Origin of the sequence: Tatumella terrea (assembly GCF_039523755.1) — a bacterium.
GTDB classification, from domain to species: Bacteria; Pseudomonadota; Gammaproteobacteria; order Enterobacterales; family Enterobacteriaceae; genus Tatumella; species Tatumella terrea.
In genome coordinates this window covers 111262-136222 of the sequence record NZ_BAAAFX010000013.1, presented here as the reverse complement: position 1 = coordinate 136222, position 24961 = coordinate 111262, and the positions used below count along the sequence as shown (strand labels likewise).

The following is a 24961-nucleotide window of genomic DNA, read 5'->3' as shown; positions in this document are numbered from 1 at the left end:
TTCCTGGTTAATCATCGCGCATTGTGCAACTGCAGCGTTATTCCATGGCCATTTTAACGGCTTCTCCCAGCTTCACCATTACCTGCCGGTGTTTCTCAATCGGCGGCAGAGCACAATTGATCCTCAGGCAATTTCTGTATTTACCGGAAGCAGAAAATAAGGAGCCGGGCGCGACATGAATTTTCAGACGACATAACTGGCGGGAAACACACACCATATCGACCTGCGCGGGCAACTCAACCCACAACATAAATCCCCCTTTCGGCCGCGTCACGCAGATGCCACAGGGAAAATATTCGCGCAGCCAGCCGGTATAAGTCTCCATATTGTGCTGATAAATCTGCCGCATACGGCGCAGATGGCGGTGATAAAATCCTTCACGTATAAAAGCAGAAACCGCCAGCTGAGTTGACGGAACATTGGTGCCGCTGACAGCATATTTTTTCTGCAGCAGACGATCGTAATTACGGCCAGGGATAATCCAGCCAACTCTCAGGCCGGGCGCGATGGTTTTAGTAAATGAGCTGCACAGCATCACCCGCCCGTCGATATCCATAGAATGAATGGTCTGCGGCCGCGGATAATCGGTAGCCAGATCACCATAAATATCATCTTCGAAAATCACAATATCATGGCTCTGGGCCAGCGCCAGCACCGCCCGTTTACGCGGGTCAGGCATGATAAACCCCAGCGGATTATTGCAGTTTGGGACCAGGATCACCCCTTTCACCGGCCACTGCTCCAGTGCCAGTTCCAGAGCTTCAACACTGATCCCGTTAACAGGGTCAGTAGGAATTTCGATGGCTTTAAAACCTAAGCCACGCAATAACTGCATTGTGCCGTAATAAGTCGGTGATTCGACCGCAATAATATCCCCGGGCTCGCATACTGCCAGCAGGGCCAGAGACAATGCATTATGGCAACCACTGGTGATCACCACATCATCGGCAGTCACCACCGATCCGGCATCCAGCATCAGGCGTGCGATTTGTTCCCGCAGCTCCCGCTGCCCGGTCAGTTCATCATATTTCAGGATATCGCCGCTATCATGGCGGATCACCCGGCTCAGTTCACGCCACAGAGGTTTCAGGCCGGGCTGGCTCATATCCGGTGACCCGCCGCCAAACGTAATCACTTCTTTATCATTACGCACATTCAGCACACTCAGTACCTGTTCCCACTGGGTAATCTCCACCGGCCGCTGGATCGGCCGGGACATCGGCGGAACCGGTGCCTGTAACGGGTGCGGTGCCACAAAGTAACCGGAACGGGGCTGCGCGGTGATCAGTCGCTGCTGTTCAAGCAACTGATAGCTCTGCTGGACGGTACTGATGCTAACACCGTGTTCCTGGCTAAGGCTGCGTACCGAAGGCAGTTTTTCTCCTTCCCGGTAGAATCCCTGCTCAATACGCTGCGCCAGCAGATTAGCCAGATGCTGATAACGTGTCATGCTGTATCCTTAATTTTCACCATACAGATTAATAAACCAGTACAGATAAGCCAATAACCTGCGAATCAGTCACCTTTTTAGCCAATCTGTATGCTGAATAAAAGTATTTTTTGCATCTGTATTCTTTATGCAGGGATCGGTGAAGATAAAGCCTCTGATTACACGCGGGGGCAGCAGAATGGAATTTCATGAAAACAGACCTCATCAGCCATTTATAGGCTACGTCTTACTGGCCAGGTCACTGAAAAGAGCCTGGCAGCGCAGAAAGTACCGTCGGGTACTGCAGCAGACAAATGATGAGCCAGCGAACGCCGGCGCAAAGCGACAGAATGATTCGGATTAAGCGCAGCAGATAACCCTGCCACACGGTGTGCTGGCAGGATTCAGGATTCAGGATTCAGGGTTCAGGGTTCAGGGTTCAGGGTTCAGGGTTCAGGGTTCAGGGTTCAGGGTTCAGGGTTACGGGTTCAGGGTTCAGGGTTACGGGTTACGGGTTACGGGTTCAGATTTCGGTCAGCAAATTTAGTTCTTTCAGTTCTTTCAGTTCTTTCAGTAAAGTCAGTAAATAAATTACTTTATTTTATATCCGAATAACCGCAGATGTTTCCGCACATCCTCTGCCTGGAGATCTGTGGTTCCGTTAGTTTATCGCACCGTTTTGTTTTAATTTCCCGTCCTGATATGCTGAATGGCTGCGTATAACCGCACCTCTTTGCCACGCGCATTGTTTACCCGGGAGTGATTTATGTTTCAGGCCATAGTGATTGAAAACGACGAACAAGGTTACAGAAGCACACTAACCCGGCTGGACGATGCGCAATTACCCCCGGCATCCGTGTCACTCGATGTGTTGTTCTCCGGACTGAATTATAAGGATGCGTTAGCCATAGAGAATAAAGCGCCGGTTATCCGTCAGTTCCCGATGGTACCGGGGATCGACTTCGTCGGCCGGGTCACCTCCAGCCGTCATCCCCGATGGCGTCCCGGGGATCTTGCTATTCTCACCGGCTACGGTGTCGGTGAAAGTCGCTGGGGTGGGCTGGCCGGAAAAGCCTCTGCAGACGGAGACTGGCTGGTCGCACTCCCCGAAACACTCACACCCGCTGACGCCATGGCCATCGGGACTGCCGGACTGACTGCCATGCTGTGCCTGATGACCCTGGAAAAACAGGGAGTTACCCCACAGCAGGGAGAGGTACTGGTGACCGGTGCCAGCGGAGGCGTCGGGAGCTTTGCCGTCTGGCTGCTGGCAAAAGCGGGGTACCGCGTGATTGCCAGCACAGGAAGGCCGAATGACAGTGAGTATCTGCTGAATACCCTCGGGGCATCGCGCATTATTCCGCGTGAAACGCTGAATCAGCCGGCTAAACCTCTGGCAAAAGAACAATGGGTCGCGGCCATAGATACCGTCGGCAGCCATACGCTAAGTAACGTACTGGCAGGCACCGCCCGTTATGGTGTAGTGGCTGCCTGTGGTATGGCTCAGGGACTGGACCTGCCTGCCAGTGTGGCCCCCTTTATCTTACGGGCCGTCACTCTGGCCGGGGTCGATAGTGTGATGTGCCCGATGCACAGCCGCCAGCAGGCCTGGGAGAGGCTGGCTTCTCTCTGCGACAGTGAACATCTGAGAAAAATGACCACAATGATACCGCTGGCATCCGCCATCAGTCATGCGGATGACTTACTTCGCGGGCAGGTTCGTGGCAGACTGGTGGTGGATTGTCACTCTTCTGCGGAACCGTCGGTCTGACATCACGCGGAACTCTTGCTCAGGAAAAAAATGAATACTCGCCCGGTGATCACCATACATTATTGCAGCCAGTGCCAGTGGCTGCTTCGTTCTTCCTGGATGGCACAGGAATTATTAAGTACTTTTGCCGATGATCTGGCGGCCGTGACACTGAAACCCGGTCGTGGCGGGATCTTTGAAATCTACGCCGACGACCATTTGTTATGGGAAAGAAAGCGTGACGGAGGTTTCCCGGACGCTGTCCGTCTGAAACAACGGGTCAGGGACTACTGTTTCCCGGAAAAAGCGCTGGGGCACATCGATAATCACGGGAAATCCGGTGACTGAGTCGCCCTTCCCTTAATCAGCCCCGTTCAATCCGCTTTGCAGCGTCGTCCAGTGCATCGATAATCGCATACAGCGTTTCCTGCGAGATTTCCGGTTCAGCAAGACGGGTATTCAGCGCCGACCTCAGGTTATGTACCGCCCTTTCAATCTGCGGGATACGCCGATTTTTACCGGCCACGGCCAGCGTTTTTAGCCGGGCCGTAATTTCCTGTAATTGCTGCTCACCGTCTTTTAGAAATTGTTCGCCGTACCCCGTCAGCTGGTAGCTTTTGCGCCCGGCTTCCGGGTTTTGCGGCACAATGGCATCCATCTCTTCCAGCAGCATCAGCGCAGGATAAATTATTCCGGGACTGGGGCTGTATTCTCCCTGCGCCAGAGTTTCTATCGACTTTATCAGCTCATAACCATGAGCCGGTTGCTGTTGCAGAAAGCTTAAGATCAGTAATCTCATTTCTGCAGCGTCCAGCATCTTTTCGCGCCGGCGACGCTGATGGCCTCCGGGTTGGATGATATTCATAATCTCGTTCCTTTTCCCTGCACCGGGACCGCCCGGCGGACAGAATTATTTTCCTTTGCGATGCCAGTAAGCCACGCTCCGTACCAGCGCCGGATGGCAATCCCGCTGGCCGGTAAAGTAATCACTTAACATTTTGACTGATTCCCCTTCCCCGGTCAGCCAGATGAAATAGTCATCTTCCGGTAATTCCAGTGCCGCCAGTTGTTGCAGACAGCGCCGGACCCCTTCAGCATTCATCGTGCCCGCCCCGGAACATGTCAGCTCAGCATTGTCCGGTAGCGATGGCAGATAGCTTTTTACCAGCGATTCATCGGTAAAGGCCAGCAGGATAAGCTTTTCAGCGCGGGTTTCTGCCAGGCGGCGCTGTAACGCAGGCAGACCGGTTTCGTCAAAGGCGAACAACTGAACCCGGTAATCTGCCGGCACGATCAGTGATCCACGAGGCCCGCCGACCGCCAGCGTATCCCCGGCTTTGGCGTTTTCTGCCCAGTCGCTGGCGATACCTTTTTCATGGCGATAAAAATCCAGTGTCAGCCGCGATTTCCCGTCGAAAAACAGCGGGGTATAGTCCCTGGCTGCCGGGCGTTCACCGCCCGGCCAGACGATCCCCTCTTCGGTGATTTCCGGTAAGCGTAACTGCCCGGTTTCCGGATCAGGGAAGAAAATCTTACTATGGTCATCAAACCCCGGGGAGTGGTAACCCGCCAGTTCTTCGCTGGTAAATTCAATCCGCCAGAATTTTCCGGCAATCAGCCGCTTATCACTGACGGTAATCTGACGAAAACGTAATTCATTTTTTACCCGCTTTGGTAGCGCACGTCCTGAGGATAGTACATCAGACATATAAAGTTCTCCCGATTCAAAGGTCTTCAGCCTCTCCCGCAGACAGGCCTGGAAATGGAATGATTCTTATTTGCAATTTCAGTAATCTATCCATGATATATCTTTACTGCAAGAAAAAAATCGGTTTCCGGCCAATAAGCAGACGTCACACCTGCAGAAAAATAAAAAATTACTCTATTGAATCAATGTGATAAATAATAACTTTCCCGGCATACGCGATCGCATTTTTTGCCTGTCTTACTGAATCTGGTTATCACCCCGGGAAACGCGCCCTGATCAGTCCTGTTCCGGCACGCCATACTCACGGGAAAAATTATCCCGATGCTGCTGTATTACCGAAACATTCTCTTCCAGCCAGTCAGCCAGACCGATGACTTTTCTTTCGGCCTCATATCCCAGCGGGGTCAGCCAGTATTCAACATGCGGGGGGACGACATCATAGGCCTTACGCCGGATATAACCGTCCTGCTCCATATGGCGTAGTGTCTGAGCCAGCATTCGTTCGCTGACGCCGCCTATCTTACGTCTGAGTTCACTAAAGCGCAGTGTGTCCTGTTTAAGGGCCAGCAGCACCAGCACGCTCCAGCGACTGGTTACCCGTTTCAGCATATCGCGGGACGGACAGTTAGCATTCAGTAACTCTCCGCGGACATATTTCTGTTGCAGCGTATTGGCCATTTTTCCACTAACCTTTTTGTAAGTACTTACCAAAAGTAAGTTTAAATTTTATAGTGACCCTCTGTCATCCTTATTATTACTCAGTGAGGTCTTATGATTGCTATCAGCGGAGCAACCGGTCAGTTAGGCCGTAAAGTGATTCATCAGTTACTGAAAGAAAATACAGCCGGAGATATCATTGCTCTGGTTCGCCAGCCCTCCGTGGCTGCAGAGAAACTTCCCCGCGAGGTTACCTTACGGGAAGCCGACTATAACCGTCCGGAAACACTGCTCCCGGCATTACAGGGCGTCGAAAAACTATTGCTGATCTCGTCCAGTGAGGTAGGTCAACGGGAGGCTCAGCATGCCGCAGTGATAGAGGCTGCGGTGAAAGCCGGAGTAAAATTTATCGCTTATACCAGCCTGTTGCATGCGGATACATCTCCGCTGGGTCTTGCGGCTGAACACCGTGCAACGGAAGCCCGACTGGCAGACTCCGGTATCGGTTATGCGCTGCTGCGTAATGGCTGGTATACCGAAAACTATGCTGCCAGTATCGCTCCTGCACTCACCCATCACGCCTTTATCGGTGCTGCCGGAGACGGGAAAATTGCCTCAGCCTCCCGCCAGGATTACGCAGAGGCGGCAGTCAGAGTCATTACCGCCGATGACCAGGCAGGAAAAATATACGAACTGGCCGGGGACAGTGCTTATACACTGGCTCAGTTCAGTGCAGAAATTACCCGCCAGACGGGTGAAAAGGTCGACTACGTTAATCTCTCACCCACGGCCTTTGCTGATGCGCTTAAACAGGCCGGATTACCCGCGCCACTTGCGGAGATGCTGGCAGATTCTGATGCCGGGGCAGCCGCCGGAGGGCTCTATGATTCCGGAAAAACCCTCAGCCACCTGATTGGCCGCCCCACTACGCCTTTTGCTCACACCATTACTGAATCGCTGACCGTCTGATATTCACAGGCGCCGTCCGGGGCGGTGCCTGTCTTTCATCACCTTTATTTACGTAATTTACGTACTTTTTCGTGCTTCGCGCTGTGCCTTTTCAGGATTGTCTATACTTAGTGTTTATGAATTGACCAGTTTTCCCGGGCAAAGGCGAGGAGGCAATTATCACTTTATCAAATAAACAACAGCAAACCCTGCCGGAATTCCCGGAGACCGGGTGCACCGGAATCCATGACGACCCTTACGAACTCTGGCTGGAGGGGATGGATGATTACGAACCCGAACCCGGGATCATCGAAGGGCTGCCTGCCGCCGATGCCCTGACGCCTTCGGATCGTTATCTTGAGCTATTTGAGCATGTGCAAAATGCCCATATCTTTCCGGACAGTAAGACCTTTGCCGACTGCTCACCGAAAGGTGATCCGTTGGATATTCTTATTCTCTACCGCAAGTTGCGCCGGAGCGGGAAAAAGTTCGACCTTGCGGATTTTGTCACAGAGCATTTTACTCCGCCCCCCGACCACGGTGTGTATCACCACCAGCAGACGGATAAGCCCATCAGCCAGCATATCGACGATCTGTGGCCGGTACTGGTTCGGGAACCCCGTCAGCATCAGCCATTTTCATCGTTGCTGCCGTTGCCTAAACCTTACCTTGTTCCGGGGGGGCGTTTTGGTGAAGTTTATTATTGGGATTCCTACTTCACGATGCTGGGCTTACCGGTAAGCGGCAGAACAGATCTGCTCAGGGATATGGCTGATAACTTCGCCTGGCTGATCGAGAATTATGGCCATATCCCCAACGGTAACCGGACATATTATCTGAGCCGTTCCCAGCCGCCAGTATTTGCGCTGATGGTCGAATTATTTGAAGAAGCAGGATTACCCGGCAGTACCCATTACCTGCAGCATTTAATTCGTGAACATGAATACTGGATGGATGGTGCCGGTGCCCTGCTGCCACACCAGGCCTACCGGCATGTGGTACGGATGCCCGATGGTTCGTTACTCAACCGCTACTGGGACGACAGGGACACACCAAGGGATGAGTCCTGGCGGGAAGATATAGCAACGGCAAAATTTTCAGGCCGCCCGCCTGGTGAGGTCTACCGGGATTTACGGGCCGGTGCGGCTTCCGGCTGGGATTATTCATCACGCTGGCTCAGGGATCCCAACCGGCTGGCCAGTATCCGTACCACCCAGTTTATTCCCGTCGATCTGAATGCGTTACTGTATAAACTCGAAACGACCATCGTTCGTCTGGCCGAAGATGAAGGGGAAATACTCACCTCGCGCGCCTGGCAGTTAAAAGCAGATGCCCGGCGTAAGGCGATGGATCGTTATCTCTGGGATGATATTGACGGGGTTTATCGTGACTATGACTGGCGACGCAGTACCTTTGGCTCCTTTTCAGCGGCGGCTGTTGTACCGCTGTTCACGGGTATGGCCAGTCCGGCTCAGGCGAAGCGGGTGTCGGCTGAACTACGCAGATTATTACTGACCAAAGGCGGTCTGGTTTCATCGACCATAGATAGCGGAGAGCAATGGGATAAACCTAATGGCTGGGCCCCGCTGCAGTGGATGGCGATTGAGGGGCTGAATGCTTATGGCGAAAACGCACTCGCCCGTGATATTGCCGTGAACTGGCTGACAACCGTCACTCATTTTTATTCGCAGCATCACAAGCTGGTTGAAAAGTACGATATCAGCAGCGAACACTCCCGGCCTGGTGGCGGGGGGGAATATCCGTTGCAGGATGGTTTTGGCTGGACGAATGGTGTCACGCGTAAACTGATGACAGTCTATGGGCGTTTTCTGCCAAAAGGGTAAGGGATCCGGGGAAAACCGGATCAGGTTTTTTATCTCAGGGTGGTGAGTATTCCGTTTATCTGTGGTTTTTTATTCTTAGCATGGTGAATATTCCGTTCGCTTTCTTGTCGGGCAGGCTGCCCAAGCCCCGCCGGGGGCGACCGGGCAAAGGGCGCATGGCCGCGCCCTCTGCACTCCGGGCCTGGCGACAAGCCTGCCCGCCGCTGCGCGGTACCTTCACTCACTCATTTGTCCTTTACGGACCGGTCATGATTCGCTCCTGCTCAGCATGACCTCTCGCCGCGTCCCTGCGGCTCGTCCTGGACATATTCGCTCGCTCAGCGGTGCGATGTCGCGGTAAGTCACCGGGTGTGGGTCCGGTGAAAAACCGGAATCGCTTTTTATTATCAGCACGGTGAGTGTTCCGTTCGCTTTATCTTAAGGCAGGCTGCCTTAGCCCCGCCGGGGGCGACCGGGCAAAGGGCGCAGGGCCGCGCCCTCTGCACTCCGGGCCTGGCGACAAACCTGCCCGCCGCTGCGCGGTACCTTCGCTCACTCATGTGTCCTTCACGGACCGATCACGATTCGCTCCTGCTCAGCGTGACCTCTCGCCGCGTCCCTGCGGCTCGTCCTGGACGCATTCATTCGCTCAGCGGTGCGATGTCGCGGTAATTCACCGGGTGTGGGTCCGGTGAAAACCGGGGGATTTTTTTCTCAGGTTTGTGGGTAATGAGTTCGGCTGTTGTTTTTTTATTCTCGGCACGATGAATATTCCGTTCGCTTTATGTTAAGGCAGACTGCCTTAGCCCCGCCGGGGGCGACCGTGCAAAGGGCGCAGGGCCGCGCCCTCTGCACTCCGGGCCTGGCGACAAGCCTGCCCGCCGCTGCGCGGTACCTTCGCTCACTCATGTGTCCTTCACGGACCGCTCACGATTCGCTCCTGCTCAGCGTGACCTCTCGCCGCGTCCATGCGGCTCGTCCTGGACGCATTCATTCGCTCAGCGGTGCGATGTCGCGGTAATTCACCGGGTGTGGGTCCGGTGAAAACCGGGGGACTTTTTTCCTCAGGTCTGTGGGTATGGAGTCTGGCTGTTATTTTTTATCTCAGGCAGGGAATATTTAGTTTGTTTATGGGTTTTAAGGGGTAGATCGTGAATATTCCGTTCGCTTTATATTAAGGCATGCTGCCTTAGCCCCGCCGGGGGCGACCGGGCAAAGGGCGCATGGCCGCGCCCTCTGCACTCCGGGCCTGGCGACAAACCTGCCCGCCGCTGCGCGGTACCTTCGCTCGCAGACACTCTCCACCGTCCCGGGATAATATCGCTTTGCCATCTCAGACCAGGTATGACAAGTTGGGTTAGCAGACACACTGAAATGCTATCAGCCATTTTTTCTTCATATGACTTATTTATTGAGGCAGGTATCCACGGATGAAAATAAGTATCAAAACTCCGCTTATAAATTCGCTTCCTCTGAGTGAATGCTTAAAAACGAATGTCTGGTTAAAAATGGAATCGGCTCAACCCACCGGTTCATTTAAACTCCGCAGTGCAGCCAATGCATGCCGGTATTATGCAGAGCAAGGTGCTACCGGTTTTGTCAGCTCATCCGGCGGCAATGCCGGAATATCGGTGGCACACAGTGGAAGAAAGCTGGGGCTGCCGGTAACGGTCGTCGTCCCTGAAACCACCTCGTTAATGGCAAGGCAGCTTATTCTCCGTGAAGGTGCAGAACTGATTGTCCACGGAAAAGTCTGGAGCGAAGCTAACGATTACGCATTATCACTCACCGGCGGTAACACGGTTTATATTCATCCGTTCGATGACCCGCATCTGTGGGAGGGGATCAGCACAATCATTGATGAAGTCATCGGGGAAGGGCTGAAGCCTGATGCGGTCGTTTTATCGGTCGGAGGAGGTAGTTTACTTTCAGGTGTCGTTCAGGGGCTGGTCAGACACCGGTTAGGGGATATCCCTGTCTATGCCGGTGAAACCTATGGTACCGCATCACTTAATGCTTCGGTGAATGCCGGCAAACTCGTCAGATTACCGGTTGTCAGTGGCATAGCCACAACACTCGCCGCAAGCCAGGTGTGCAGAAATGCATTCGATGTGGCCACCCGCCACAACGTTCACAGTATGCTGGTCTCCGATGAAGAAGCGGTGAGTGCCTGCCGGGCGTTTCTTGATGACCATCGGGTACTGACGGAACCTGCCTGCGGTGTTTCACTGTCACTGTTGTATGATCGGAAAATTCAGTTCGCTGCCGAAGATAACGTGCTGGTGATCGTTTGCGGTGGTGCATCGGTTACCGCCAGCGCCATACTGGCTTAACCGGAGCCCCGACTGACAGGCGCTTATACCTGCGGGGATCCCGGCGATGATAACGATGTATTGGGGGTGGCGGCAGGCATTGCAGCCTGCAACCCTCACATTCGCCCTGAAAGGGCTCCCCCGGACAATGGCCAGGTAGCCTGCACGCTGGCTTGCCAGGCCTTTATCCCCTTCCGTTCGATAGCTGCGACGTTCACCTGCGCGGTGACTATCGTGCTGCAATCAAAGTACTCCCAGCCTGGTTGTAAAATTCCGGAGACAAAAAAGCCCCCTGCGACTGCAGGAGGCCTGGTTCTGAGAAGCTAATCGACCTGTGAATATGCCTGACGGCCCGGGTGATCAGTTAACTTTTTCAGAGATAGCACTTTTGGTGTCAGATGCTGCATCTTTGGTTTTATTCCAAAGTTTGGTTGCACCTTCCTGAGTACCATTCACCGCTTTGTGAGTGGTTTCTTTTGTCTTATTCCAGCCTTTTTCAGTACCTTCTTTCGTACGGTTCCAGGCTTTCTGTGATTTTTCTTTCGCAGCATCAGTATTAGAGGTGTGACCACCATTTTTCAGCTTGTTCACTGTCTGCTCGTTTTTTTCCTGCAGACGGTGTTTGGTTTTGTTCACGATTTCCGCACTACGGTCTTTAGCCTGTTCGGTCGTCTCAGACGCGCTGTTTTTCAGCTGCTGAGTCTGTTCCTGAACCTGCTGTGAAGTTGTTTCTGCAAATACATGCGCTGTGAAGAAAGTCATCGAAATAGCAACAGCAGTTAATGTTTTTTTCATCTTCATTTCCCTTGTTTTAGGCTATGTAAAAAACCTAGCAGCCAATCTTTATTCTTACAAGGCGCGCTCTGAGAATACAGAATTCTCTTACAGCGACCGGTGATGCTGCCGATACCCGCATTATCACCTTTTGCCTGTGCGACCGGGTACCCGTCTGTGTATATGTTCCTGTCCGTGTGTCCGTGTGTCCGTGTGTCCGTGTGTCCGTGTGTCCGTGTGTCCGGCAGATTAAAGATGCATTTGACTTGCATCAATAAGTCTGACACGCCTTTATCGTAAGGTGGTATCTCTGTCATTCCCGTGAGGCCACAATGCGTAATACCCGACTCTGCGTGATTGGAAATGGTATGGTGGGACACCGTTTTATTGAAGAGCTGATCGATAAATCGCCCGCAGACCGCTACGAGATCACTGTATTCTGCGAAGAACCCCGCCAGGCGTATGACAGGGTCCATCTCTCATCTTATTTTTCACATCATACCGCTGAAGACCTGTCGCTGGTCCGTGAAGGTTTTTACGCAAAGCATCATATTCAGGTCTTTATTGCAGAGCGCGCACTGGCCATCGATCGTCAGCGCAAAGAGGTGAGCTCCGGAGCCGGCCGCACGGTCTGTTACGATAAGCTGGTGATTGCCACCGGTTCTTACCCCCGGGTCCCCCCGATTGAAGGCAGTAACGGCCCTGACTGCTTTGTCTACCGGACCATTGAAGATTTGAACGCCATCGAAGCCTGTGCACTGCGCAGTAAACGCGGGGTGGTTATTGGTGGCGGATTACTGGGGCTTGAAGCGGCCGGCGCACTGAAAAATCTCGGGATTGAAACCCACGTGGTCGAGTTTGCCAACGTATTGATGGCCGAACAGCTGGATACTACCGGCGGCGAACAATTACGTAAGAAAATAGAGCGTCTCGGGGTTCAGGTTCATACCGGAAAGAATACCCGCCAGATTATTCAGCAAGGCAGTGAATCGCGTAAAACTCTGTTATTTGCCGACGGTTCTTCGCTGGAGACCGATTTTGTGGTCTTCTCTACCGGTATTCGCCCGCAGGACAGTCTGGCCCATCAGTGCGGACTGGTGACCGCCGAACGCGGCGGGATTGCCATTAACCGGCAGTGCCAGACCAGCGATGCGGACATTTATGCTATCGGCGAATGTGCCAGCTACCAAAACCATGTCTACGGGCTGGTCGCTCCGGGATACAAAATGGCACGGGTAGTGGCCGCACACTTGTGTGATCAGTCAGCAGAATTCGATGGCGCCGATATGAGCGCCAAACTCAAATTACTCGGGGTCGATGTCGGTGGACTGGGCGATGCTCATGGCCGTACCCCGGGCTGCCGAAGCTATATTTATCTTAATGAAACTAAAGAAGTTTATAAGCGTCTGATCGTCAGTGCAGATAACAGGTTACTGCTGGGTGCCGTACTGGTCGGAGATACCACCGATTACGCTAATTTATTACAACTCATGCTGAACGGAATTGAACTGCCGGAAAATCCTGAGCAGCTGATCCTGCCTGCCTGCGCGGCAGGAGAGAGCCGGGTCATGGGTGTCGATAAACTGCCGGACAGTGCACAGATCTGTTCATGCTTTGATGTCAGTAAGGGCACCATCATTAAGGCGATTGCCGATGGATGTCATACGGTGGCAGCACTGAAAACCGCGACCCATGCCGGCACCGGTTGTGGCGGATGTATTCCGTTACTGACGCAGGTACTGAACAGTGAACTCTCACGACAGGGAATCGAGGTCACCCACCATCTGTGTGAACATTTCCCCTATTCCCGTCAGGAGCTGTTCCATCTGATCCGTGTCGGACAAATCAAAACCTTCGATGCATTACTCCGGCAATACGGAAAAGGCTATGGCTGCGAAGTCTGTAAACCTGCCATTGCCAGCCTGCTGGCCTCCGCGTGGAACGATTTTATCCTGCAACCGGCACTGGTGCCGTTACAGGATTCCAACGATAACTTTCTGGCCAATATCCAGAAAGATGGTACTTATTCGGTGATCCCCCGTAGTCCCGGAGGGGAGATTACCCCGCAGCAATTGCGTGTTATCGGTGAGATAGCGACCGACTTTTCCCTTTACAGCAAGATCACGGGGTCGCAGCGGATTGCTCTGTTTGGTGTTCAGAAAGATGATTTACCGGTGATATGGCAGAGGTTACTGGATGTCGGGTTTGAAACCGGTCATGCCTATGCCAAAGCGCTTCGCATGGCAAAAACCTGTGTCGGTAGTCGCTGGTGCCGTTATGGTGTCGGGGACAGCACCGGGCTCGGGGTCATGCTGGAAAACCGTTATAAAGGTATCCGTACCCCGCATAAAATGAAGTTCGGTGTCTCCGGATGCACCCGTGAATGTGCTGAAGCACAGAGCAAAGATATCGGCGTCATCGCGACAGAAAAAGGCTGGAATCTTTATGTTTGCGGTAATGGCGGCATGAAACCCCGCCATGCGGATTTGCTGGCTGCGGACCTCGATCAGACCACACTGGTTCGCTATATCGATCGCTTTATGATGTTCTATCTGCGTACCGCCGATAAATTACAACGCACTGCCGTCTGGCTGGAAAATCTGGAAGGTGGCATCGATTATCTGAGAAAAGTGATCATCGACGATAATTTAAATATTGCGGCGCAGGCGGAAGAGGATCTGCGTTTACTGCGGGAAAAATATCACTGTGAATGGCGTGAAACGCTGTCTGAACCGGATACACGCTTACGTTTCAATCATTTCGTTAACAGTCCGCAACGCGACATGCTGGTACAGATGGTCCCCGAAGGCCAGCAACACCGGCCGGCCCGGCCGGAAGAACGCATCCCGGTAGCCCTGCAGGAGGATAAGTGATGACTGAATGGGTCACTGTTTGTAAGGTCACCGATATTCTGCCGGGGACCGGCGTCTGCGCTTTGCTTGAAAATCAGCAAATCGCCCTGTTCCGCCCACGAGATGATGTGCAGGTCTATGCCATCAGTAATATTGACCCTTTTTTTCGGGCAAGCGTACTCAGCCGCGGCATTATCGCTGAACATCAGGGCGACCTTTGGGTTGCCAGCCCGCTAAAGAAACAACACTTCAGACTGCGTGATGGTTTGTGCATGGAGGACAACCGTTATTCTGTGGCCGCGTATCCGGTGAAGGTTTCTGAAGGGGCTGTGCAGGTCAGCACGATGCCGGTGCCGGTGCCGGACAGTCACGACGATACGGTGATCCGTGAATGACCTGCCCGGGGTAACTCCGGACCATATTTTCCGGCAGTGACCGGTCAGGCCATACTGACCGGCGCAGCCCCCGGGGACACGGAATCGCAGAGACTGAACGCCCTGCGATCCCTGCAGTAAGCGGAGGTGGTGGCTTTCCCCCCGCGGGTCTCTGACGGGATGCTGGTGCTGATCCCGCAGAGCGCTAAACGGATCGCTGCCGGGAAGCGATCTGGTCGCCCTGATCATTGCCGGGACGGGATTAACCGCCTCCTGATCCGTGAGGCAGGCTCCGGTCAACGGGTGGTCAGACTGAAAGGGGGTGACCCGCTCATTTTGGGTCGGGGCGGAAAAAGCCGGAAGCGCATCAGGCCGCAGGTATTCACTGCTCCGTGCTTTCCGGAATTACCGCCGCCAGTGGCTGCGCCGCCACATTTATTCCGCGGACACTCCGGGAACACGCCTCCGGCGTACGCTTTATTACCGGGCCCCGGTGTTATATCCGTTACTTATAGAGGTTCTGTACGGACGAAACGCTGGTGATTTACAGGGGGTTACTGCGGGCAGCAGATATCTGTACGCAACTCCAGGATACCGGTGCCGGGAAACCTACTGATGCCGGATGCCGGCTATCACTCTCAGTCCTGCCGGTCGCGGTAATTAAGAGCGGCCCCCGGCCACAACAGCGCGTCAGGGTCGGGAAACGGGATGAGCTGTCAGGGTGCTGTGACGATCTCCGCAACTCCGGTCTGATTCCTGTCGGGTTCGTCGTTCTTCTGTGTCGGGGATATCAGAAAGCCCCTGAAAAGTTTACTAATGAAATAATTTCAGAAACTAAGCATCCTGAATTTATCGTTAATGCTCAGGGCTGCGGAAAAATAAAATAAAATTAATTTATATTATTAATTAATTTTTAATATCAGAAAAGATCGTGTTATTGCGAAATTAATAGTCCCTGAAACCTGTCTGAGATCAATCATGGGAGACCATCTGCCGGGATATAGTAATCGCGCCGTAACAATACAATAAAAATATATCAACAGATAAGAAAGATAATCGTTAATTAGTATTTTTTAGTTCATCTGTTAACCCTGTCGTTACCTGACACCAGGTAATTTCTCTATCAACTATTAACACTGAGCTTAGCCATGTCGTTATCAAAGAGAAAAAACTCCGGACTGCTGCAGCAATGGGAGCCGGAAAATAGTCAGTTCTGGGAGCAAAGCGGGAAAAAAATAGCACGGAGAAACCTGTGGGTTTCGGTATTTGCGTTATTGCTCTCCTTTTGCGTCTGGATGTTGTTCAGCGCAGTTTCAATTAATCTGAACAAAGCCGGTTTTAATTTTACGACTGATCAACTATTTATGTTAACGGCCCTCCCCGCACTCTCAGGGGCTATCCTGCGCGTACCTTATTCCTTTATGGTGCCGTTAATCGGTGGCAGGAAATGGACAGCGATTTCTACGGTGATCCTGATTATCCCGTGTCTGTGGCTGGGTATCGCGGTACAGGATACCAGCACCCCCTACTCCACATTTATTATCATCTCGTTGTTGTGCGGTTTTGCCGGAGCCAACTTTGCGTCAAGCATGGGGAATATCAGCTTTTTCTTCCCGAAAGCCCGCCAGGGTAGCGCACTCGGTATCAACGGAGGTTTGGGGAATCTCGGCGTCAGCGTGATGCAGCTTGTCGCTCCGCTGGTCCTTGTCCTCCCGTTATTCAGCCTGATGGGAGGCAAAGGGGTAGCTCAGGCAAATGGCAGCCTGCTTTGGCTGGCAAACACCGCCTGGGTCTGGGTCCCCCTGCTGTTTATCGCGACGCTCGCCGCCTGGTTTGCCATGAACGATGTTCCGGGCACCCGGTTATCCATCCGCCAGCAGTTGCCGGTGCTGAAACGCGGTCATATGTGGTTACTTAGCCTGTTGTACCTGACCACGTTTGGTTCTTTTATTGGCTTCTCCGCCGGGTTTGCCATGCTGGCGAAAACACAGTTCCCGGGCGTCGATATTCTCAAACTGGCCTTCTTTGGTCCCTTCATCGGTGCGCTGGCCCGTTCATTCGGCGGCATGATCTCCGATAAGTTCGGCGGAGTTCGCGTCACACTGATTAATTATATCTTTATGGTGATCTTCACCGGGTTGCTGTTTTTCACTCTGCCGGTCGAAGGCGTGAGCAACGGTAATTTCAACGCGTTCTACGCGGTATTTATGGGGCTCTTCCTGACTGCCGGACTGGGGAGTGGCTCAACGTTTCAGATGATCGCCGTGATCTTTCGTCAGCTGACGATCAATAAGGCGCTGAAAGACGGAGTCAGCGAAAGCAAAGTTCAGCAACTTGCTGTCACTGAAACCGCCTCCGCGCTGGGCTTTATCTCTGCCATTGGGGCCTTCGGCGGATTCTTTATTCCTAAAGCCTTTGGTAGCTCACTGGATCTCACCGGTTCGCCGGTGGGGGCGATGAAGATCTTCCTGGTATTTTACATTGTCTGCTTACTGGTCACCGGACTGGTCTACGGTCGTAAAAAACCCGCGAAACAATAACAGAGTATGCCCGCTCTGCGGGCATTTTACCGGCCGGATACCTGACAGAGTCAATGGTGAAGCAACCTGCTCTGCACGGAGAACACTATGAGCAAATTACTGGATAAACTGCGCTACTTTAAGCAAAAAGGCAGCACGTTTTCGCAACAGCACGGCCAGACGATGGACAGTAACCGTGACTGGGAAGACAGTTACCGGCAACGCTGGCAACACGATAAAATTGTCCGTTCTACCCACGGCGTTAACTGTACCGGGTCCTGTAGCTGGAAGATCTATGTGAAAAATGGTCTGGTGACCTGGGAGACCCAGCAAACCGATTACCCGCGTACCCGTTCAGACTTACCTAATCACGAACCCCGCGGATGTCCGCGCGGAGCCAGTTACTCCTGGTACATCTACAGTGCAAACCGCCTGAAGTATCCCTTAGTCCGCAAGCAATTAATCCAGCTATGGCGCGAAGCCCGGCAGGAATTCAGCGACCCGGTCGATGCCTGGGACAGTATTGTCCGTGATGAGCAAAAAACTGCCCGCTATAAAAAAGCCCGCGGCAAAGGTGGCTTTGTCCGTTCAGACTGGAATGAACTGAACCAGCTGATTGCTGCCGCCAATATCTGGACCGTCAAACACTACGGTCCGGATCGGGTCGCCGGTTTCTCTCCGATCCCTGCCATGTCGATGGTTTCTTATGCCGCGGGTACACGCTACCTCTCCCTGATGGGAGGCACCTGCCTGAGCTTTTACGACTGGTATTGCGACCTGCCACCGGCATCCCCGATGACATGGGGGGAGCAGACGGATGTGCCTGAATCGGCAGACTGGTATAACTCTGCTTATATCATTGCCTGGGGTTCGAATGTACCGCAAACCCGTACGCCGGATGCGCACTTCTTCACTGAAGTCCGGTACAAAGGAACAAAAACAGTCGCCATCACCCCCGATTATGCTGAAGTCGCGAAGCTCAGTGATCAATGGCTGGCACCTAAACAGGGAACCGATGCGGCTCTGGCGATGGCAATGGGCCATGTCATTCTCCGGGAGTTTCATCTCGATAACCCCAGCGACTATTTTATTAATTACTGCCGGCGCTACACCGATATGCCCATGCTGGTCATGCTGGAAGAGACCGGTGAAGGTTATTACAGTGCGGGCCGTCTGTTAAGAGCCGCCGACCTGGCTGACAACCTGGGTGAAAGTAATAATCCGGACTGGAAAACCGTGGCAATTAACCATGACGGTCAGTTAGTGATCCCAAATGGTTCGGCCGGTTTCCGCTGGGGACAAAAAGGCGGGTGGAACCTGGAGGCCCGTGCAGGCGGGCAGGAAACTGAATTGCGCCTCAGTCTGGCGGAAGAGTATGATCAGCTGGCCGAAGTGGCCTTTCCTTATTTCGGTGGCCAGCAATCCCCCCATTTTCGCCACGTTGAACACTCTCCGGTGCGGGTCCACACCTTACCGGTGAAACTGCTGACTCTCGCTGACGGTACCCAGGCAAAAGTCGTGAGTGTGTATGATCTTACCTTAGGGAATTACGGGATCGATCGTGGCTGGGGCGATGCTCAGGCCGCCAGCGCCTACGATGAAATAAAAGCTTACTCCCCGGCATGGGCAGAACAAATCTGCGGCGTGCCCCGCGACCAGATTATCCGGATTGCACGGGAGTTTGCGGATACCGCACACAGGACCCACGGTCGTTCCATGATCATCGTCGGGGCCGGTATGAACCACTGGTATCACATGGATATGAACTACCGCGGCCTGATGAATATGCTGATCTTTTGCGGCTGTGTAGGACAAAGCGGGGGTGGCTGGGCGCATTATGTGGGGCAGGAAAAACTGCGCCCGCAAACCGGCTGGCAACCGCTGGCATTTGCGCTGGACTGGAGCCGTCCGCCACGCCATATGAACGGGACGTCCTTTTTCTATAATCACTCCAGCCAGTGGCGTTACGAAAAACTTTCACCCCGGGAACTGTTATCTCCGCTGGCAGATAAACAGGCCTTCAGCGGCCAGTTGATTGATTTTAACATCCGTGCTGAGCGCATGGGCTGGCTGCCCTCTTCGCCGCAACTGAATACCAACCCTCTGACCATTGCCGCAATGGCCCAAAAAGCCGGTATCTCTCCGGTGGATTATACCGTGTCGGCGCTGAAGCAAGGTGAGTTACGTTTTGCCTGCGAACAGCCGGACAGCGGTAATAACCATCCGCGAAATTTGTTTGTCTGGCGTTCGAATCTGCTGGGATCTTCGGCGAAAGGCCATGAGTATATGCTGCGTTATCTGTTAGGGATCGACAGCGGTATTCAGGGGGAGGAAACCGTGGCTGACCCGGAAATGTCCCCGCAGGAAGCAGACTGGCAGACACCGGCCCGGGAAGGGAAACTGGACCTGCTGGTCACCCTCGACTTCAGGATGTCCAGTACCTGTCTTTTCTCCGATATCGTTTTACCGACGGCGACCTGGTATGAAAAAGACGACATGAATACGTCAGATATGCATCCCTTTATCCATCCGCTGTCAGCCGCCGTCGACCCGGTATGGGAATCCCGCAGTGACTGGGAAATCTATAAAGAGCTTGCCAAAACCTTCTCTGAACTCTGCCCGGGTCACCTCGGGGTGGAAAACGATGTGGTGCTGTTACCCATCCAGCATGACTCCCCGGCGGAACTGTCCCAGCCTTACGATGTTAAACAGTGGCACAAAGGTGAATGCGAACTGCAGCCAGGCAAAACGGCTCCGCATATCATGGTGGTAGAACGTGATTACCCTGCCCTCAGTGAGCGCTTCACCTCTGTCGGTCCGTTACTGGAAAAGCTGGGCAACGGCGGTAAAGGGATCTCCTGGAACACAGAGAAGGAAGTCGAACTGCTGCGCCAGCTCAATCACACCCGGGCTGAAGGTGCAGGGAAAGGTCAGCCACAGCTTAATACGGCCATCGATGCCGCAGAAATGATCCTGGCGCTGGCCCCGGAAACCAACGGCCAGGTCGCCGTAAAAGCCTGGGAAGCTCTGGGCGAAATTACCGGACGGGACCATACCCATCTTGCCCTGCCAAAACAGGAAGAGAAAATTCGTTTTCGCGATATCCAGGCACAACCAAGAAAGATTATCTCCAGCCCGACCTGGTCAGGACTGGAGGATGAACACGTCTCTTATAACGCCTGTTATACCAATGTTCATGAACTGATCCCCTGGCGCACACTGACCGGCCGCCAGCAGCTTTACCAGGATCACCCCTGGATGCGTGCCTTCGGGGAAAGTCTGGTCAGCTACAGACCGCCGATTAATACGCGCAGTGTTGAGAAAATGCAGCATATTCCTTCCAATGGCTATCCGGAGAAGACACTGAATTTTCTGACCCCTCATCAGAAATGGGGGATCCACTCCACTTACAGCGAAAACCTGCTGATGCTGACGCTGTCGCGCGGCGGGCCGATCGTCTGGATGAGTGAGGAAGATGCCCGGGATTTGGAAATACGCGATAACGACTGGATCGAAGCTTTCAACAGTAACGGCGCACTGACTGCCAGAGCGGTGGTCAGTCAGCGCGTGCCTGCAGGGATGACCATGATGTACCACGCACAGGAACGCATCACGAATATCCCGGGCTCCGAGGTGACGGGAATGCGGGGAGGGATCCATAACTCAGTGACCCGTATCAGCCCTAAACCCACACATATGATCGGCGGTTATGTTCATCAGTGCTACGGGTTTAACTATTACGGCACCGTGGGATCCAACCGCGATGAATTTATTATTGTCCGCAAAATGAAAAATATTCTCTGGCTGGACGATGAAGGACGTGATCAGGTTCAGGAGGCTAAGCAATGAAAATACGTTCCCAGGTAGGCATGGTCCTGAACCTTGATAAATGTATCGGCTGTCATACCTGTTCCGTGACCTGTAAAAATGTCTGGACCAGTCGTGAAGGTATGGAATACGCCTGGTTCAATAACGTGGAGAGCAAACCCGGCACCGGTTATCCGACCGCATGGGAGGATCAGGAAAAATGGCGCGGCGGCTGGATCCGTAAAATCAACGGCAGGCTGGAGCCCCGCCTGGGTAGCAAAGTCGGGGTATTAAGTAAAATTTTCGCCAATCCGCTGGTGCCGGGGATCGATGACTATTACGAACCTTTTACCTTCGATTACCAGCATCTGCACAATGCGCCACAAGGTAAACATCAGCCGACGGCTCGTCCGCGCTCACTGATCACCGGTCAGCGGATGGATAAGATCACCTCAGGCCCGAACTGGGAAGAGATTCTCGGCGGAGAATTTGCAACGCGCTCTGCCGACCAGAACTTTGCGCACATAGAAAAGCAGATCTATGGCGAGTTTGAGCATACGTTCATGATGTACATGCCGCGCTTATGTGAGCACTGTCTGAACCCATCCTGTGTCTCGACCTGCCCGAGTGGCGCGATTTATAAGCGTGAAGAAGACGGTATCGTCCTGATTGACCAGGATCGCTGCCGCGGCTGGCGCTTATGTATCAGTGGCTGCCCTTATAAAAAGATCTACTTCAACTGGAAAAGCGGGAAGTCTGAAAAATGTATTTTCTGCTATCCGCGTATCGAAGCCGGTATGCCTACCGTCTGTTCAGAAACCTGTGTCGGCAGGATCCGTTATCTGGGCGTGCTGCTCTATGACGCCGATAAGATCTCTGAAGCCGCTGCCACGGAAAATGAACAGGATCTTTATCAGCGCCAGTCCGGTATTTTCCTCGATCCGCATGATCCGCAGGTGATCCGTGAAGCACAGAAACAGGGGATCCCGCAGAATGTGCTGGAAGCCGCAAAAAATTCGCCGGTATGGAAACTGGCAATGGACTGGAAACTGGCTCTGCCGTTGCATCCCGAATACCGTACCCTGCCGATGGTCTGGTATGTCCCCCCGCTCTCCCCTGTTCAGTCGGTCGCTGAATCCGGAGCTTTAGCCAGCGATGGCGTATTACCGGCGGTAGAAGAACTACGGATCCCGGTGCAGTACCTGGCCAATATGCTGACCGCCGGGGATACCGCCCCGGTGCTTTCAGCATTAAAGCGCATGATGGCGATGCGCCATTATAAACGCGCTCAGACGGTGGAAGGCAAAACCGATACCCGCGCACTGGAGCAGACGGGGCTGACGGTGGCTCAGGCTGAAGAGATGTACCGCTATCTGGCCATTGCCAACTATGAAGACCGTTTTGTCGTGCCTTCCGGTCACCGTGAAATGGCAGGACACGCATTCCCGGAAAAAAGCGGCTGCGGATTTACCTTTGGTGATGGCTGCCACGGGAGTGATAGCCGTTTTAATTTGTTTAACAGCCGCCGGATCGATGCCATCAACGTGTCGGAAAAAACAGGAGATCAGTGATGCTGCCATTAAAACTGATTGCTGTCATGCTGGAATACCCTTCTCAGGAACTGTGGGAGGCTTCGGAGGAAATATTAGCCGTTATCGCCAGTGAATCGCCGGAGTTACTCGAATTTTCGCAATGTTATCTGCAGGCCCCGTTACTGGATCGCCAGCAGGAATGGTGTGAAACCTTTGACCGGGGACGCGCCACCTCACTGCTGCTGTTTGAACATGTCCATGCTGAATCGCGTGATCGCGGACAGGCGATGGTTGATTTAATGGCGCAGTACCAGGCAGCCGGATTACAGCCGGATTGCCGTGAGCTCCCCGATTATCTGCCGGTATATCTGGAATATCTGTCGCTCTGCCCGGAAGAGGATGGCCGTCAGGGATTACGGGATATCGCTGAAATACTGGCTCTGCTCGGCGGACGTCTGACACAACGTGATAGTGGTTATCATGTGCTGTTTGACCAGCTGTTACACCTGGCTGACAGCCCGCTACGTAGCCACACGGTGCTTGAGAAAATTGCCGGAGAATCCCGCGATGATACTCCGCAGGCAATGGATGCTCTCTGGGAGGAAGAACAGGTGAAATTTATCGACGATACGGCATGTAATAATGCGGCTAACCAGCAGTATCGCCAGCGCTTTCGTGAGCAGGTCACCCCACAATATCTGGACTTATCGGCCGGAGGTGTCAAATGATGAGCTGGCTGAATACCTTTCTGTTCGATCTTTACCCCTACCTGTGTGGAACGGTGTTTCTGGCAGGCAGCTGGCTGCGTTACGATTATGGCCAGTATAGCTGGCGGGCAGCTTCCAGCCAGATGCTGGATAAAAAAGGCATGACTCTGGCCTCCAACCTGTTTCATATCGGTATTCTCGGGATTTTCTTCGGGCATCTGTTTGGGTTACTGACCCCGCACTGGGTCTATGAGCCCTTCCTGTCGATTGCCGCGAAACAAAAGATAGCCATGGCGGCCGGGGGAATTTGCGGCATGATGACGGTGATCGGCGGGGCACTGCTGCTGAAACGCCGGCTGTATAATCCCAGAATCCGGGCAACCTCCACCCACGCCGATATTCTGATCCTCAGTTTACTGGTGATCCAGGCGTGCCTCGGATTAACCACTATTCTGTTTTCCAGCCGCCATATGGACGGTGAGGAGATGATGAAGCTGGTTGGCTGGGCGCAATCTATCGTCTTTTTCCGGGGTAATGCAGCCTCTTTTCTGGACGGGGTGGACATGATCTATCGGGTACACCTGGTGCTGGGAATGACGCTGTTTTTATTATTTCCTTTTACCCGGCTGGTGCATATCTGGAGCGCGCCGGTGGAATATCTGACCCGCCGCTACCAGCTGGTTCGTTCGCGGCACTAGTCAGAAGCATGACACTCAGCAGCGGCAGGCGTTCGCGCCTGTCGCTGTTTTCACAGAGTATCCCCGGTGAACAGGCGGTATCCGAGATCCACGGTTTCAGTACCGGCTTTGCGGCGCTCTTCCAGTTGCGCAATCAGCAGTCCGGTGGCGACCTGGCCCATTTCCAGCCTTGGCGTGATCACACTGGCCAGTTTCTGCTGATTGGCTGAACCGATATCCAGTCCGTGGAAACCGGCAATCGCGATATCTTCCGGGACCCGGATCTGACGGGCCTGACACTCCAGTAACACGCCCATCGCCAGATCATCATTGGTACAAAATATGGCATCGGTTTGCGGATGCTGTGTAATGATTTGCTGAAATAACCGGCGACCTAAGGCCATGGAAGAGATAGCTCCGGGGAGATAATGCTGTCCTGATAATCCGGATCGCTGTAATGCCTGTGTCATCCCCTGATAGCGACTGGCATCCCGCGGGTCGTCCATCGCACCGATGAAGACCATCTGTTGTTTACCCCGCCGGATAAATTCCGTCGTCATATCAAACGCCGCCTGCCGGTTATCAAATCCGACCTGGATATCCAGCGGTTCGGCGGTTATTTCCATCAACTCTGCCACAGGAATGCCGGAGGTTTTCAGGTAATCTCTGGCCATCTGAGTATGCTGTGTCCCGGTCAGCAGCAGACCATCAATATGATAGGAGAGAAGAGTGATTATTTTTTCCTGTCCGACCTGCGGATCATAGTTATCACTGGCGATAATGGTCTGATAACCATGCTTTTCTGCAACCTGCTGAATACCTTCCAGCACATCTGAGAATATCTGATTCCGGAAAGACGGAATGATGACTCCCAGCGTCCGGCTCCCCGCCCCCGACAGTATTTCCGGCAACCGGTTGGGGATGTAGTTATGCTGGCGCATGACTTCATCAATCGCACCTCTGCTACGCTCAGAAACCTTAGACGGATCTCGCATATAGCGACTTACCGTCATTTTTGTCAGGCCTGCCAGGGTCGCGATATCCTGCAGGGACATACGGTTTCGTTTCATCACATTTCCTGTAAGTATTTTT

20 protein-coding genes are annotated in these 24961 nt (G+C 53.3%); 14 read left to right on the top strand and 6 right to left on the bottom strand.

Translation table 11 applies throughout. From position 1 onward, the window contains the following. Positions 1 to 37 precede the first annotated feature (37 nt). On the bottom strand, positions 38 to 1450 hold the full coding sequence (locus tag ABD035_RS08745) for an aminotransferase-like domain-containing protein (RefSeq protein WP_212715055.1): 1413 nt from the start codon (positions 1448 to 1450) through the stop codon (positions 38 to 40). A gap of 178 nt (positions 1451 to 1628) precedes the next feature. On the opposite strand from ABD035_RS08745, the gene ABD035_RS08740 reads away from it, so the two are divergent. From ABD035_RS08740 to ABD035_RS08730, 3 genes are all read left to right on the top strand, one after another. Further along, a complete protein-coding gene (locus ABD035_RS08740) occupies positions 1629 to 1793 on the top strand; it encodes a DUF1127 domain-containing protein (protein ID WP_249213662.1) in 165 nt (54 codons plus the stop codon). 402 nt (positions 1794 to 2195) lie between these two features. After that, complete coding sequence (acuI, locus tag ABD035_RS08735) at positions 2196 to 3200, top strand: acrylyl-CoA reductase (NADPH) (protein ID WP_212715056.1); 1005 nt, start codon at positions 2196 to 2198, stop codon at positions 3198 to 3200. 30 nt (positions 3201 to 3230) lie between these two features. Beyond that, complete coding sequence (locus ABD035_RS08730) at positions 3231 to 3527, top strand: Rdx family protein (protein ID WP_212715057.1); 297 nt, start codon at positions 3231 to 3233, stop codon at positions 3525 to 3527. Between the two features lie 16 nt (positions 3528 to 3543). On the opposite strand, the gene ABD035_RS08725 is transcribed toward ABD035_RS08730, so the two are convergent. From ABD035_RS08725 to ABD035_RS08715, 3 genes are all read right to left on the bottom strand, one after another. Next, positions 3544 to 4044 carry a PadR family transcriptional regulator gene (locus ABD035_RS08725; protein WP_343869418.1) on the bottom strand — a complete coding sequence of 167 codons (501 nt, stop codon included), beginning with the start codon at positions 4042 to 4044 and terminating at the stop codon, positions 3544 to 3546. 45 nt (positions 4045 to 4089) lie between these two features. Continuing rightward, positions 4090 to 4887: a siderophore-interacting protein gene (locus ABD035_RS08720; protein ID WP_212715058.1), complete on the bottom strand. Its 798-nt coding sequence runs from the start codon at positions 4885 to 4887 to the stop codon at positions 4090 to 4092. A gap of 276 nt (positions 4888 to 5163) precedes the next feature. Next, positions 5164 to 5565 carry a winged helix-turn-helix transcriptional regulator gene (locus ABD035_RS08715; protein ID WP_343869415.1) on the bottom strand — a complete coding sequence of 134 codons (402 nt, stop codon included), beginning with the start codon at positions 5563 to 5565 and terminating at the stop codon, positions 5164 to 5166. A 93-nt stretch (positions 5566 to 5658) separates the two neighbouring features. On the opposite strand from ABD035_RS08715, the gene ABD035_RS08710 reads away from it, so the two are divergent. The 3 genes from ABD035_RS08710 (at position 5659) to ABD035_RS08700 (ending at position 10648) form a co-directional block, all read left to right on the top strand. Continuing rightward, complete coding sequence (locus ABD035_RS08710) at positions 5659 to 6513, top strand: SDR family oxidoreductase (protein ID WP_343869412.1); 855 nt, start codon at positions 5659 to 5661, stop codon at positions 6511 to 6513. Positions 6514 to 6701: 188 nt separating this feature from the next. Continuing rightward, positions 6702 to 8336 (top strand): alpha,alpha-trehalase TreF, encoded by a 1635-nt coding sequence (treF, locus tag ABD035_RS08705; RefSeq protein WP_425579717.1) that lies wholly within the window; start codon positions 6702 to 6704, stop codon positions 8334 to 8336. Between the two features lie 1409 nt (positions 8337 to 9745). Beyond that, positions 9746 to 10648, top strand: coding sequence for a pyridoxal-phosphate dependent enzyme (locus ABD035_RS08700; protein ID WP_343869410.1), 903 nt, complete (start codon positions 9746 to 9748; stop codon positions 10646 to 10648). A gap of 339 nt (positions 10649 to 10987) precedes the next feature. Here ABD035_RS08700 and ABD035_RS08695 read toward each other — a convergent pair whose 3' ends face one another. Next, the gene (locus ABD035_RS08695; RefSeq protein ID WP_343869407.1) at positions 10988 to 11422 is read right to left on the bottom strand and encodes a hypothetical protein; all 435 of its coding nucleotides are present in this window, start codon (positions 11420 to 11422) and stop codon (positions 10988 to 10990) included. Between the two features lie 311 nt (positions 11423 to 11733). On the opposite strand from ABD035_RS08695, the gene nirB reads away from it, so the two are divergent. The 8 genes from nirB to narI all read left to right on the top strand — a co-directional run bounded on the left by nirB (position 11734) and on the right by narI (position 23890). After that, positions 11734 to 14274: a nitrite reductase large subunit NirB gene (gene nirB, locus ABD035_RS08690; protein WP_343869405.1), complete on the top strand. Its 2541-nt coding sequence runs from the start codon at positions 11734 to 11736 to the stop codon at positions 14272 to 14274. Further along, complete coding sequence (gene nirD / locus ABD035_RS08685; RefSeq protein WP_343869402.1) at positions 14274 to 14648, top strand: nitrite reductase small subunit NirD; 375 nt, start codon at positions 14274 to 14276, stop codon at positions 14646 to 14648. The genes nirB and nirD overlap by 1 nt, the downstream gene beginning before the upstream one ends. A 126-nt stretch (positions 14649 to 14774) precedes the next feature. Next, a complete protein-coding gene (locus ABD035_RS17655; protein ID WP_425579716.1) occupies positions 14775 to 15170 on the top strand; it encodes an SAM-dependent methyltransferase in 396 nt (131 codons plus the stop codon). Between the two features lie 605 nt (positions 15171 to 15775). Further along, on the top strand, positions 15776 to 17167 hold the full coding sequence (locus ABD035_RS08680; protein WP_343869400.1) for a NarK family nitrate/nitrite MFS transporter: 1392 nt from the start codon (positions 15776 to 15778) through the stop codon (positions 17165 to 17167). A gap of 87 nt (positions 17168 to 17254) precedes the next feature. Then, a complete protein-coding gene (locus ABD035_RS08675; protein WP_343869398.1) occupies positions 17255 to 20995 on the top strand; it encodes a nitrate reductase subunit alpha in 3741 nt (1246 codons plus the stop codon). After that, positions 20992 to 22524 carry a nitrate reductase subunit beta gene (gene narH, locus ABD035_RS08670; protein ID WP_343869396.1) on the top strand — a complete coding sequence of 511 codons (1533 nt, stop codon included), beginning with the start codon at positions 20992 to 20994 and terminating at the stop codon, positions 22522 to 22524. Before ABD035_RS08675 ends, narH begins: the two co-directional genes overlap by 4 nt. After that, on the top strand, positions 22524 to 23213 hold the full coding sequence (gene narJ, locus ABD035_RS08665; RefSeq protein WP_343869394.1) for a nitrate reductase molybdenum cofactor assembly chaperone: 690 nt from the start codon (positions 22524 to 22526) through the stop codon (positions 23211 to 23213). Before narH ends, narJ begins: the two co-directional genes overlap by 1 nt. Then, complete coding sequence (narI, locus tag ABD035_RS08660; protein ID WP_212714502.1) at positions 23213 to 23890, top strand: respiratory nitrate reductase subunit gamma; 678 nt, start codon at positions 23213 to 23215, stop codon at positions 23888 to 23890. The genes narJ and narI overlap by 1 nt, the downstream gene beginning before the upstream one ends. 50 nt (positions 23891 to 23940) lie before the next feature. On the opposite strand, the gene ABD035_RS08655 is transcribed toward narI, so the two are convergent. Next, positions 23941 to 24939, bottom strand: coding sequence for a LacI family DNA-binding transcriptional regulator (locus tag ABD035_RS08655; protein ID WP_343869392.1), 999 nt, complete (start codon positions 24937 to 24939; stop codon positions 23941 to 23943). Between the last annotated feature and the right edge of the window lie 22 nt (positions 24940 to 24961).